The organism is Micromonospora sp. M61 (assembly GCF_018070245.1).
GTDB lineage: Bacteria > Actinomycetota > Actinomycetes > Mycobacteriales > Micromonosporaceae > Micromonospora > Micromonospora zamorensis.
This window is the reverse complement of sequence record NZ_JAGPYA010000013.1, coordinates 112,382-125,116: the sequence shown is the minus strand read 5'-3', so window position 1 is coordinate 125,116 and position 12,735 is coordinate 112,382. Positions and strand designations below refer to the sequence as shown.

At 70.1% G+C, this 12,735-nt stretch carries 11 protein-coding genes; 6 read left to right on the top strand and 5 right to left on the bottom strand.

What is annotated here, in order from left to right:
• The 4 genes from KBX34_RS10360 to KBX34_RS10345 all read left to right on the top strand — a co-directional run.
• Positions 1-222: hypothetical protein (locus KBX34_RS10360; RefSeq protein ID WP_210924698.1), on the top strand; the 222-nt coding region annotated here is incomplete at its 5' end.
• Positions 223-299: 77 nt separating this feature from the next.
• Positions 300-1,040: a hypothetical protein gene (locus KBX34_RS10355; protein ID WP_210924696.1), complete on the top strand. Its 741-nt coding sequence runs from the start codon at positions 300-302 to the stop codon at positions 1,038-1,040.
• A 34-nt stretch (positions 1,041-1,074) separates the two neighbouring features.
• Positions 1,075-1,305 carry a hypothetical protein gene (locus KBX34_RS10350; RefSeq protein WP_088948765.1) on the top strand — a complete coding sequence of 77 codons (231 nt, stop codon included), beginning with the start codon at positions 1,075-1,077 and terminating at the stop codon, positions 1,303-1,305.
• A 78-nt stretch (positions 1,306-1,383) separates the two neighbouring features.
• Positions 1,384-1,803, top strand: a complete 420-nt coding sequence (locus tag KBX34_RS10345; protein ID WP_210924694.1) for a PPOX class F420-dependent oxidoreductase — start codon at positions 1,384-1,386, stop codon at positions 1,801-1,803.
• 49 nt (positions 1,804-1,852) lie between these two features.
• Here KBX34_RS10345 and KBX34_RS10340 read toward each other — a convergent pair whose 3' ends face one another.
• Complete coding sequence (locus KBX34_RS10340; RefSeq protein WP_210924691.1) at positions 1,853-2,734, bottom strand: bile acid:sodium symporter family protein; 882 nt, start codon at positions 2,732-2,734, stop codon at positions 1,853-1,855.
• Positions 2,735-2,879: 145 nt separating this feature from the next.
• Here KBX34_RS10340 and KBX34_RS10335 point away from each other — a divergent pair, with 145 nt between their 5' ends.
• Complete coding sequence (locus KBX34_RS10335; protein WP_210790400.1) at positions 2,880-4,223, top strand: glycoside hydrolase family 18 protein; 1,344 nt, start codon at positions 2,880-2,882, stop codon at positions 4,221-4,223.
• Between the two features lie 26 nt (positions 4,224-4,249).
• Here the strand turns inward: KBX34_RS10335 and KBX34_RS10330 are convergent, their stop codons facing one another.
• Positions 4,250-4,630, bottom strand: a complete 381-nt coding sequence (locus KBX34_RS10330; protein ID WP_088948769.1) for a hypothetical protein — start codon at positions 4,628-4,630, stop codon at positions 4,250-4,252.
• A 166-nt stretch (positions 4,631-4,796) separates the two neighbouring features.
• Here KBX34_RS10330 and KBX34_RS10325 point away from each other — a divergent pair, with 166 nt between their 5' ends.
• Positions 4,797-7,598, top strand: a complete 2,802-nt coding sequence (locus KBX34_RS10325) for a M14 family zinc carboxypeptidase (RefSeq protein ID WP_210924690.1) — start codon at positions 4,797-4,799, stop codon at positions 7,596-7,598.
• Positions 7,599-7,671: 73 nt separating this feature from the next.
• Here the strand turns inward: KBX34_RS10325 and KBX34_RS10320 are convergent, their stop codons facing one another.
• The 3 genes from KBX34_RS10320 to KBX34_RS10310 all read right to left on the bottom strand — a co-directional run bounded on the left by KBX34_RS10320 (position 7,672) and on the right by KBX34_RS10310 (position 12,681).
• Positions 7,672-8,097, bottom strand: coding sequence for a hypothetical protein (locus KBX34_RS10320; protein WP_210924689.1), 426 nt, complete (start codon positions 8,095-8,097; stop codon positions 7,672-7,674).
• 60 nt (positions 8,098-8,157) lie between these two features.
• Positions 8,158-10,323: a hypothetical protein gene (locus tag KBX34_RS10315; protein ID WP_210924688.1), complete on the bottom strand. Its 2,166-nt coding sequence runs from the start codon at positions 10,321-10,323 to the stop codon at positions 8,158-8,160.
• Positions 10,324-10,614: 291 nt separating this feature from the next.
• On the bottom strand, positions 10,615-12,681 hold the full coding sequence (locus KBX34_RS10310; protein ID WP_210924687.1) for a cellulose binding domain-containing protein: 2,067 nt from the start codon (positions 12,679-12,681) through the stop codon (positions 10,615-10,617).
• Positions 12,682-12,735 lie beyond the last annotated feature (54 nt).

Below are 12,735 nucleotides of genomic sequence, written 5' to 3'. Positions count from 1 at the left end.
ACGCCGGGCGACCCGAGCCAGGACGCCGAACTGTTCGTGGTGTCCTCGACGGCCGGTGCGCCGGCCACGTACGTACGGGACCGGGCCAGCGCGGCGACCGCGGCCGCGACCGGGGCGGGCCAGCCGGAGTCGCTCGCCTACACGGCACCGGCCGACGGCTGCGTGGGCGTGATCATCGTCAATCGAGCGGGCAGTGGCACCTACACACTGACCCGTTCTTGATCAGGTGAGGTTCCGGCGGGTACCCACAATCGGGTGCCCGCCGGAACCTGTACCCGCAGGGGGAACGTCGAACGGTGATGACCCGACGCCTACTGCTCAGTGCGGTCCTCCTCCTCGCCGCCTGCTCTGACGGACCGGCAGCTCGGCCGCCGACCGGCACGGACACCGTGATCGCTGTGGTCGACCGGCGCGGCGGTTTCGCCGCCTCCGCCGAGCAGTGGGCGCTGCCGGCGCTCACTCTCTACGGCGACGGCACCGCCGTGACGCGGGGTGACGACCGGGGCGCGCTGCTGACGGGGCATCGCCGGACGCTCTCGACGGCACAGATCGACGCGCTGTTCCGGCGGGCGGACGACGCGGGCATACTCACGGACCGCGACTACCCGCAGGACGTCACTGATGCGGCCACACTCACCGTGCGGCTGACCACGACCGGCGACACGTACGAGACGACGGTCACGCAGCCGTCGCCCGGCGAGGGCGGTGACCGTGGTGAGGTGATCGCGTTCGCCGAGGCCGCGGCAGCCTCCGGTGTCGACGCCGGAGAGTACCCGCCGCAGCGGGCGGCGGTGCTGGTGGTCGCCGATTCCGAGGACAACTCCGACGTACGGCCCTGGCCCCTGGACGTGTCCCTCTCCGCGATGGACGGCGCACCCCGGCGGCCCTGCCACGTGGTCGACGGCGCGACGCTGGCACCGCTGCTGGCCGAAGCCGGCGCGGCGCGCGGCGAGACCCGATGGCAGGCTGAGGGACACCGGGTACGCCTGGTGGTCCGACCGCTGCTGCCGCACGAGCGGACCTGCGCGGACCTCGACTAGGCGGCATCACCGCACAACTTCGGGAGTCAGCGCGATGGGAATGATGGTGACCGCGAGGCGAATCGAGGCCACCGCGGATGAGGTCCGCTATGAATTCGGGTTCGAGGACAGGTTCGACCGAGTTCTCACGATCGATCCCAGAACCCTTGAAGCAGGTGTCGACGACGGCGAATTCAACTCGGCCGCCAGCGCGATCACCGTAAAGATCGTCAAGGCGTGGCGGTCCAGCGGCGAGTTCCCCGCCACGATGATGTACGCCAGTTGAGCGATCACATCCCACGGCGATCGGGACGGAGGGTGCGTAACGTGCAGGGGTAACCCTGACGCGACGAGGAGAGACTTCATGTCCAAGCCACCGCTGCCCGAGCCCGCGATCGCCATGCTCCAGAAGCCGAACCCCGCTGTCATGACCACGCTTCGCAATGGTGGTCAGCCGGTGTCCGCTGCCACCTGGTACCTGTGGGAGGACGGCCGGATCCTGGTGAACATGGACGAGAGCCGCCGCCGGCTGGAGCACGTCCGCAACGACCCGCGGGTGTCCCTGACCGTGCTCGACGAGGCCGGCTGGTACACCCACGTCAGCATCATCGGGCACGTCGTCGAGCTGCGGGCCGACGAAGACCTGGCGGACATCGACCGGTTGTCGCAGCACTACACCGGCAATGCGTACCCCCGGCGGGAGCGCGCCCGGGTCAGCGCCCTGATCGAGATCGACCGCTGGCACGGTTGGGGCTCCCTCAAGGACAACGACCAGGTCGGCTGACCAGCATCAGCCCGGCCGGCGGCACCGCCGGCCGGGCTGGCGGCACCCGTCAGGGCTGCACGGTGGCGGGCCGAGCGCCGACGCGGGTCACCAGGTAGCCGAAGGCCGCCGCGGTGAAGAACATGACGATGCCGTAGACGGCGCCCGGGATCGCCATCTGCGTGCTGTTGAGCAACGCCGGGCTGAGCGCGATAGTGATGGCCAGGGTGCTGTTGTGGATGCCGATCTCGAACCCGGCTGCCGTCGCGGCGCTCCGCTCGACACCGGCGAGCCGCGGCACCCCGTACCCGATGGCGAGGCTCAGCAGGTTGAACGCGAGCACGGCCAGGCCGACCGAGACGAAGTAGTCGGCGATGTTCTCCCGTTCGCCGAGCACGGCCCCGGCAATCACCGCGACGAGCACGACGACGGAGAGGATCCGGACCGGCCGGTTCAGACGCTCGGCGACGTGCGGCAGCCGGGCCCGGATCAGCATGCCGATCGCGACCGGGACGAGCACGATGGCGAAGACCTGCACCACCTTGTCGAACTGCAACCCGATGCTCCTGCCGTCGGGCAGGAAGTACGCCGCCGACAGGTTGACCAGGATCGGCAGGGTGAACACGGCGAGCACCGAGTTGATGGCGGTCAGGGTGATGTTCAGGGCCACGTGGCCGCCGAACAGGTGGCTGTAGAGGTTGGCCGTCGTGCCGCCCGGCGAGGCGGCCAGCAGCATCATGCCGACGGCCAGTTCGGGCGCCAGGTCGAACGCGAGGACGAGGCAGAAGCAGAGCGCCGGCAGCACCAGCACCTGGCACACCAGGGCGATGACGGCGGCTCGTGGATGCTGGGCCACCCGGCGAAAGTCCGCGATGGTCAGTCCGAGACCCAGACCGAGCATGATGATGCCGAGGGCGATGGGCAGGCCGATCAGAGTCAGGGCGGAGTCCATGGCACAACATCGTTACCACCGGGTAACGCCGCAACAATCCCCCATGTGGCTGGACGCTCTTGACCCCGGACTGTGATCGGCTTAACTTCATCAATCAGATAAGTCTCTTTACTAATTCTGCTTGATGCCTCGTGGGAGTGTGCCGATGCGACCATTCCGCCACCGCCGTCTCACCGCCGTCGTCACACTGGCGGCCCTGCTGTTCACCGCCGCCCCGCCCAGCGCCGCCAGCGCGGGCGACAACCAGCAGCGCCGCACCGGTTACCACCGGGTCGGCTACTTCACCCAGTGGGGCATCTACGGCCGGGCCTTCCCGGTCAAGAAGCTCGACACGTCCGGGGCGGCGAGCCGCCTCACCCACGTCAACTACGCCTTCGGCAACGTCAGCGAGGACGGACGCTGCTACGTGGACGGCGGGCCGGGCGAGGGCGACGCCTGGGCCGACTACCAGCGACCCGTCCCCGCCGAGGAGAGCGTCGACGGCGTCGCGGACGCCCCGGGCCAGGCCCTCAACGGCAACTTCGGCCAGCTCGCCAAGCTGAAGGCCAAGCACCCCAAACTGAAGGTGCTGATCTCGCTGGGTGGCTGGAGCTGGTCGACGTACTTCTCGAACGCCGCCCGCACCGACGCCTCCCGCAAGGCGTTCGTCGCGTCCTGCATCGACCTCTACCTGAAGGGCAACCTGCCCGGCGGGGACGGCGCCGCCGGCGGCCCGGGTGCCGGGGCCGGCGTCTTCGACGGCATCGACCTCGACTGGGAGTGGCCCAACTGGGAGGGTGAGCCCGGCAACGTCATCCGCCCGGAGGACCGGGAGAACTTCACCAAGCTGCTCGCCGAGTTCCGCCGGCAACTCGACGCGTATGGGCGCACCACCCGGACGCACCACCCGCTGACCGCCTTCCTGCCGGCCAACCCGGCCACCATGGACGCCGGCTACGAGGGCCGCAAGATCTTCAAGTACCTGGACTTCGCCACAGTGCAGGGGTACGACTTCCACGGCGGCTGGGAGGCAGTGGCCAACCAGCAGTCGGCGCTGCGCGTACCGGCGGGATCGCCGGACAACCCGGACTTCTCCGTCGAGGTGGCCATCGACGGCTGGATCGCCCGCGGTGCTCCGCGCGACAAGCTCGTGCTCGGCATCCCGTACTACGGTCGGGGTTGGACCGGTGTCACCGGAGGCGGCAACGGCCTCTTCCAGCCGGCCACCGGGCCCGCGCCGGCCACCTTCGAGGCCGGCTACGAGGACTACAAAAAGCTCAAGACCCTGGCCGGCAACGGCTACACCGTGCACCGCGACCTCCGTGCCGGGCACGCCTGGCTGTTCGACGGCACGACGTTCTGGACGTACGACGACCCGGCGGTCGTGTTGCAGAAGACGCTCTACATCCGCCGTGCCGGCCTGGCCGGAGCGATGATCTGGTCGCTGGACGGCGACGACGACAACGCCACGCTGACCAGGACGATCGGTCTCGGCCTGACGACCTGGTAGGCGTACCCGCGACGCGCCGCCCGTGATCAACTGGTCGCGGGCGGCGCGCCCTGTCCGGGGGAAACCGCGCGCACGGCTGCCTCGATGAGCGCGGTGACCTCGTCCATGTCCCGAGCCCGGTGCACGTCCAGCTCGGCCGACCAGCCGTCCGGACGACTGAGCTGGACCGTGACGTCGTCGCGGCGATGGGTCAGCCAGCCGGCGATCGCCTGCACCAGCACCATGACGGTGCCAGCGTCGTCGGCCACCACCCGCAGCACCTCGGTGTCGCCCGCCGACGAGGTTGTGGTCACCTCGTCGCGCAGCCGGTCCTCCGCGCGCAACCAGGACGTCAGCGAACGCCGAGCATCGGCGGACGGAAGATCCGGGAAGACCGAGAGCGTGATCATCTCCAGAGACGCCGGCACTGTCTCCTCCTTCCGGGCGAGGTGGTCCCCACCCCTCCATCCTGCCAGCCGGCCCCGGCGCGAGCATCCCGTGCAGTCACCGAAGTCGATCGAAGCTTGACCTGCGCATCGACGGTTCATAGGCTCCGGCCACTGCGAGGCTTTCCCCAGGAAGGGAACCCGAGACATGGCCCCATCGTCGCGTCCGTTCTGGACGGTCCCTCCGAAGCGGCTGGCGGGTGCCGCCACGATCGCGCTCCTGCTCGGCATGGCTCCCCTGCTCAGCGGCACGGCGACCGCGAGCCCCACCCGACCCTCCCCCTGCAGCAACGACCCGACCGCCCGGCTGAGCAGCGTGCCCGCCCCGGAGACCGTGCTCGGCTTCCCCCTCGGCGCGGGACAGGAGCGGGTCGTCACCAACGACGAGGTGCGGACGTACCTCGGGGCTGTGGACAGCGCCTCCAACCGGGTCGTCACCGGCGTGATGGCCACGAGCGTGCTCGGCCAGCCTCTGCCGTACGCGGTGGTGTCCAACGAACGCCACGTGCGGCCGTCCGCCCTGCGGAAGATCGCCGACGACGTACGGGACCTGCGCGACCCGCGCCGGACCAGCGCGCGGACGGCCGACCGGACGGCGAAGGACAGCCCGGCCATCGTCTGGGTCACCGCGAACGTGCACGGCGGTGAGAAGAGCGGCACCGACGCGGCGCTCAAGACGCTGTACGAGTTGGCGGCGGGCCTGTCCTGCGAGGTTGCCCGGCGAAACGACAACCTGGTCACCATCATCGTTCCGACCCAGAACCCGGACGGCCGCGACGCGACGCGTCGGCAGAACGAGTTCGGCTTCGACATGAACCGGGACTGGTTCGCCCGCACCCAGCAGGAGACCGACGGCAAGCTCGAACTGCTGCGCCGCTACCCGCCGCAGGTGTTCATCGACGCGCACGAGATGGGTGGCCGACAATACTTCTTCCCGCCGAACGCCGACCCGATCCACCACGAGATCGCCGGCGAGGCGGTGGACTGGATCAACCGGATCGGCGAGGCCAACAAGGCCGGCTTCGGCTTCAACGGGGCCTGCGACGACACCGTCACCACCGAGTGCTACTTCAACTACGACACGTACGACATGTTCTTCATGGGCTACGGCGACACGGTGCCCACCACCGGTTTCGGTGCGGCCGGCATGACGTACGAGAAGGGCAGCGCGTCGGCGGTGGCCGACCGGGTCCAGCAGCAGTTCCACACCCAGTGGTCGACGCTGGGCTGGGCCGCCGCGAACAAGCGCGAGGTGCTCAGCGGCTACTTCGACATCTGGACCGACGCGCTCGCCCAGGGCAGGGCGGGCACCCTGGAGCCGAACGAGGTGGTGCAGCCCACCAACGAGGTCCAGTTCCCCGTGCCGGACATCAAGATCCGCTCGTACTTCCTGCTGCCGGACCGGCAGCTCGCCGACGTCCGGCAACTCGTCGAGCGGCTGCGCCGGATGGACGTCGAGGTGTACGAGGTGCAGAAGCCGACCCGGGTGCCCACCGCGCGGGTCTTCGGCGGGCGGACCGCCACGAACGTGACAGTGCCCAGGGGCGCGTACTGGATCCCGATGGACCAGCCGCAGAAGCACTGGATCCAGGCCATCATGGGCGAGGACCCGTACGTTCCGTTCCCCTACTTCTACGACGTGTCGTCCTGGAGCAACCCGCTGCTGATGGGCGTCTCCACCATCTACACCGGCGACAACGTCCGACCGAAGGCGGAGCTGGTCCGGAAAATCTCCGGCGGCCGGGGGCCGCTCGCGTGGCCGTGGGGTTCGTACACGTACCCGCTCGACTCGGCCGCCGCCGCGGAGTTCACGTTCCGCCTGCTCGGTCACGGCGTTCCGCTGGTCCGTGACCTGAAGACCAGCCGCGTCGCCATCCCGACGACCAAGCTGAGCCGCACCGTCGACGAGTTGGCCGAGTCGTTCGGGGTGACCCTCACCCCTGGCGGGCGGCCCACCGGCACCAGCCTGGCCCTGCCCGACGTCGGGCTCTTCCAGGGCACCGGCATCTCCACCACCTCGGGTTCGCACGGCGAGGCCCGGTACGTGCTCGGCAAGCGGTGGGGGCTCGACCTCACGCCGGTCACCACCGCCGACATCAACGACAACACCGAGGCGTTCACCGGGCGTACCGTGCTGCTGGTCCCTGACGGCAGCAGCGCGACCGGCGGTCTGACCGCGACCGGGCAGGCCAACCTGCGCGACTGGATCGCCCAGGGCCACACCTACCTCGGGCTGCGCAACGAGGGCACACGGGTGGCCCGCGCGGCCGGGCTCACCTCCACCACCGAGAAGACCAAACCGGCCGACTACCTGGTGATCGGCTCGCACCTGCGGGTCGACGTCGACACCGACAGCCCGGTCGCGCTGGGCCGCCCGGCGGAGGACTTCGAGTTCAACAACAGCGACCCGATCCTCAACCCGAGCACCACCGGGACGAACGTGCTCAGCTACCCGACGGGTGACACGTTCTGGGCCAACGGCTACACCGTCGGCGAGGACGCACTGAAGGGCACGGCGGCAGTGGTCGACGAGCCGACCGGTGCCGGCCGGGCGGTGCTGTTCGCGTTCAATCCGCTCTTCCGGGCTTACAACGAGAATGGCCTGCACCTGGTCGCCAACGCGCTGCTCTACCCGGCGGGCGCCTCGGACGCCCGGCGTTCCGCCGGGGTCGACCCGGCGCGCGCCAGCGCCGCCGCCGCGCCGGTCACGCCGGACCTGGGCGGCGGTTGGCGGCCGATCACCATCCAGGTGGCGGCGGCGGACCTGCCGCGCGCTGAGGCGGTCGTCGAACGCTTCACCACGGACGCCAAGGCGTCCGCGAAGGACGGCTCGGCATACGTCGTGATCCCCAACCCGCAGGGCCTCCAGGTCGACGAGCACCCGTTCGCGAGCGATCTGGTACGCGCGCTCCGCGATGCCAAGGTGCCGCTGCGGTCGGTGGTCGGCTGACCAACCCGGCACGACAGAGCGCCCGTCCCCGACACGGAGACGGGAGCTTTGTCGTGCGCGCTGTTGCTGGGAACTATGCGCCGAGCTGGCGGAAGATCTCACCACACACGTCGACGCAATGCGCCAGCACGACGTCGGCCGTCCGCACCCCGGCCGTGGTGAACAGGAAAACCTCGCGGTCGACGCGTTCGACCGACTCGGTCCATGGGGCGGCCGTCATCGCCTGCTCGAAGAGGTCGTTGCCCGGGCGGGACAGGCCGAAGACGGCCAGCTTCCCGTCGTCGAAGCTGAGCGTCCACTCCCGGCCGTCCTTCGTGGAGACTGCTAGATAGCCCGGCAGGTCCTCCAGTGCCGGGTCCTGCGGCAGGCGCGCGACGGCCTCAGCCACCGCGGATGACCCGGCCAGCGCGTCACCGTCGAAGACGTCCCAGCCGTCGACGCGCTGCGGCTCGACACCGTCGACCGCATAGCCAGGGCGGGACCGTTGCCACCAACTCATGGTTCTCACTATCAGGTAAGGGGGGCCCGGTGTCGCCACCAGGCCCCCACACGGACGGGATCAGGGCCAGAACGAGCCGTTCGAGGGATAGATCTTGTACGGGATGCGCTTGGTGCGCAGGCAGTCGAGGAGATCCTGCGGGATGTCCAGCGAGCCGTTGGCGTGCGGCAGGAAGTGCCACGTCGCCTCGGCCACCTGCGCCGTGTCGAGCAGGTGCCGGTCCTGTTCGCACTGCTTCAGGTAGTGCCCAGGGTACGGCTTACCCGTCTTCACCTCGTGCAGCTTGCGCGGCGGGCCGGTCTCCAGGAAGTCCGGCTCCCGTGCCGACCCCGGCCTGGGTACGCCCGGGGTGGCGATCCGCCCGGCGTGATTGCGCACGCCCGGCACCCCCGCCATCACCACGTCGGCGAAGTAGTCCTCGCCAGCGGGCGCCCCCCGCAGCCACGGCGTCGGCGATGGCGGCGGCGTCACCGCGCTGGTCAACGCGTCCGCCAGCCGCCCGAGGCTGTTGTCGGCCCGGCGGGCCATCCGCAGGATGATGTCGTCGGCGAAGCCCGCGTCGGTGAGCCGGCCGTAGTTGCCGAGCAGAATGGCACGGATGGTCAGCGTCTTGACGCTGTCGGAGATCTTGTCGTACTTGGCGACAAAGTGGATCACCTTGTCGAGCCGGTGCAGGTACCGCGCGACGAACTTCGCGGCCTTGCCCGGGATCGCCACCGCGTCACCGGCGTACGGGACCAGGCCCAGGATGCTCAACCCGGCGCCGACCCAGTCCTGGTGGATGATCCCGGCGACGGTGTCGCGCAGGTCCGCCAGGCCGCCGAGCACCCAACCGACCACCGGGATCAGGCTCAGCCCGCCGGAGCACAGGTAGCCCGACAGCCACGCCATCGAGTCCCGCGGTGAGAAGTCCCCGGCGATCAGGCCAACCACGAAATCGGTCACGTACGTCCACTTGCTGACCCGCTCGTCTGGGATCAGCGGATCCAGGCCCTGGTCCTCGGTGTGCGCGAGTTCGTAACCGTCGGCGAGGCCGTCCCCGTCGCTGTCGGCGCTGAGCGGGTTCGTCAGGTGTTCGTTGATCTCCGCCCCGTCGCTCAGACCGTCGCCGTCGCTGTCCGGGTTCGCGGGGTTGGTCTCGCTGTCGTCGGTCTCCGTGGTGTCCGCGATGCCGTCACCGTCGGTGTCGGTGTCGGTCGGCGTGGTCTGCACCGGGTCGGCCGGCCCGCTGACTGGCGGCGGCGGGTTGTCCGCCACCAGCGGGTTGCGGCCCTGGGCCACCTCGGCCCCGTCGCCGAGGCCGTCGCCGTCGGAGTCCGCCTCGGTCGGCGAAGTGCCCAGCTCCTGCTCGCGCAGGTTGGACAGCCCGTCGCCGTCGACGTCCTCGGCGCCGTCGTTCGTCCCGTCACCGTCGGTGTCGGACCGGCCCGGCATGGTCCAGCCGGCGAGCTTGGTGATCTCGAACTTGTCGGTCAGTCCGTCGCCGTCGGAGTCGACCAGCAGCGGGCTGGACCCGAAGCGCAGCTCGACCACGTCGACCACGCCGTCGGAGTCGTGGTCGCCGCCGTAGGTGATGCCGAGGCGGGTCAGCACCTTGAAGCCGTTGGCCCAGGCGTCCGCCGACTGGATCGTCGCCGGCACCGGATTGGCCTTGACCAGCATGTCGTCGGCCTTGGCCAGGTTCACCTTCGCCGCAGCCAGATCCGCGAACGCTTCGGTCAGCCCCACCGGAGCGGGCGCGGGTGGTGGGCTGGCCCGGAACGGGCCGATGGTCGCCTCGGCGTCCTGGATCGCCGCGTCCGCCAGGAGGCGGGCCCCCGACAGGGTCTCCACCAGCGCGACCACATGGGCCTGCTCGGCCTCGCCGTTGGGCGGGCTGGCGCCGGTGAGCCGACTCTTGAGGAACGCCTCCAGGTGCTTGAGGTTGTCGAACGCCGCCGCGCCGTCGCCGGCGCTCTTGAGCCGGGCGCCGTCGAAGTACCGGCTGCCGACGTCCGCCAGCACCGGGTCGATCCGGCTGTCGCCCAGCCCGTCCCCCACGTACGGCCGCAGGGCCTGAGTCGACTCGGTGATGTAGACCTGAGCGTCGCTGGTGTAATCGGCGGTGGGGATCTTGGCGACCTCCACCTCCCAAAGGTGTCTACCTTCCGCCGACGCGGGCGTGGCGACCAGCGCCACCGGCACGGCGACCAGTGCCGCGACCACCGCGGCAAGACTCGAACGCAATCGTCTGCTGTGTCCCACTGACACCTCCGTCTATGTGTAACGACCAGGGATCAGGGGAATGCTATTCAAGGATGTGATTGCTTTCGGCCCCGCCAGAATTAGCCCCCCAAATGGCCAATTATCAATATGCGGGTAACAAAAATCCGGGTGGCGGTCGGCGTGCCACGAAGCCCGCCACGACCGACGTCGCCCCGGACTGGCGCGGCCCCTGCCCGCCGGCACCCTCGCCGGGATCGGGGCCGGGATCCGGCCGGCCCGACGAACGGGCCGGCCGGCCACCCGACTGCAGCGTCAGCCTGTCGCGCAGACGGTGCCGTTGAGGGTGAACGCCGTGGGCAGCACGTTCGGCCCGCTGTACGCGCCGACGAAGCCGGCGCTGACGCTGCCGCCGGCGGCGATCTGCCGGTTGTCGTCGGTGGGCGTGACCCGAACGGCGGTGCCGACCTGCTCCCAGGTGGCGCTCCAGCCGCTGCTCACCTGCTGCCAACCGGTGGGCCAGGTCCAGGTGAGCGTCCACCCGTTGATCGGACTGGTCCCGTTGTTGACGATCTCGACGCCGCCGATGTAGCCGTTGCCCCAGTCGCTGTTCGTGGTGAACCGGACGGTGCACGCGCTGGCGGCGGGGCCGCCGGTGGCGAAGGTGAGCGGCGGCGAGGACCAGGACACCCGGCCGGCGGTGTCCCGGGCCACCACGTTGACGGTGTACCTGCTGCCCGGCACGAGGTTGCCGACGGTGAACGAGGTGGCCGCCGTCTCGCCGAGCTGCTCGCTGAGCCCGCCGTTCTGCCGGTACACCTCGTACTTGGCGATCGGGCTGCCGCCCGGGGTCGCCGCCGGCCAGGAGATCGTCGCGGTCCGGTCGGTGACGCCGCTGACGGTGGGTTGGCCCGGTGCCGAGGGCCGCCCGGCGGTCGCGCCGGCCGGTCGCAGCACGAGCGTGGTCAACGAGTACGCCGGCAGCGTCCGGCTGGTGGCGGAGCCGGACTGGCCGGTGGCGATGCCGGTGGCGCCGTTGGCGAGGGTGGACACCGTCGGCGCGGCGGTCGACGGGGTGAACCCGGCATAGTCGATGGTGACCGGGTGGGCGTTGTCCGGGTCCTTGTTGACCAGCAACACCGCGAGGTCACCGTTGCGCCGGCGGACCGCGTGCGCGCTGACCAGCGGCTCGTCGCTGCCGGCCCGCACGAACTGGTCACCGGCCTTGGCGAAGAGCTTCATCATGCTCAACCCGTGGTACGGCGCGAACGGTGTGTTCAGCGGTGGTTCGCAGACCGAGCCGTCCTCGGTGCAGGCGCCACTGGAGAGCATGCCGAAGTCGCCGTAGTCGGTCTGCCCGGCGACCTCCGTGACGGTGCCGATGCCGTTGTGCACGTTCCACCAGTGGACGGTGAAGATGCCGTTCTCCAGCAGCTCGCTGTAGGCGTCGGCCAGGAAGAGCGCGGCCGGTTGGGTGGTCCGGCCGGCATCGACGTTCAACTCGGTGAAGCTGATGCCGATGCGGTCGGCGTTCGGGCCGGCGTAACGGTTGAGTTGCTGCCGCAGCAGGTAGGTCGCATCGGAGATGTGGCTGGTGCGGGCCAGCGAGTCGGCGGCGCTGCCGCCCGGGTACCAGTGCACGTCCACGAAATCGATCTTCGGGCCGGCGATGGAGAGGACGGTCTGGTTCCACGGGCCCGGGTCGCTGCCGGCGGTGATTCCGTCCGGCCAGTTGCCCGGCATGGTGAGCACCGCGCCGACCTTGATGCTCGGGTCGACCGCCTTCATGGCGTCGGCGTACTCGACGACCAGCCGCGCGTACTGTGTCGCGCTCTTGTCCGGGTGGTCGTCCGCCTCCCAGGCGGACCCGTAGTGGCCGTTGCCGTAGTTCTCGTTGCCGACCGTCCAGTACCGCGCGCCGTACCCCTTGGTCACGTTGGCGTAGCGCACCCAGTCGGCAGCCTCAGCGGGGGTGCCGGTGCCGTAGTTCGCGATGATCATCGGCTGTGCGCCGACCCGCTTCACGGCCGCCATGAACGTGTCGAAGTCGGTGTTCGGCGCGACGTAGCCGCCGGGCGCGGTGTGGTCCTTCCAGTGGTAGATGTCGGCGTACGAGCCGCCGGGGTAACGCATCATCTGCACGCCGGCGTCGCGGAGCAGGTCCGACGTCTCGGGGGTGCCGAGGTTCTGGTCCCAGATGGCGTGGTTGACGCCCAGCGCGGTGTCGGGCACGGTCGCCATCCCCGCCCGGGCGTCGACGGTGACGGCGACGGCGGCCGGGTCGGGTGCGGCGCTGGCGTTGGGTGGGTTGACGCCGGAGAGCGCGGTCGCGGCGAGCAGCAGGCTCGCCAGCAGCGTCGCGCGGCTTCTCGGGAGGTTCATGGGCGGATTTCCTTCGCGGTGAACGACGGTGAGTCGCCCAGCCGGACGGATGTG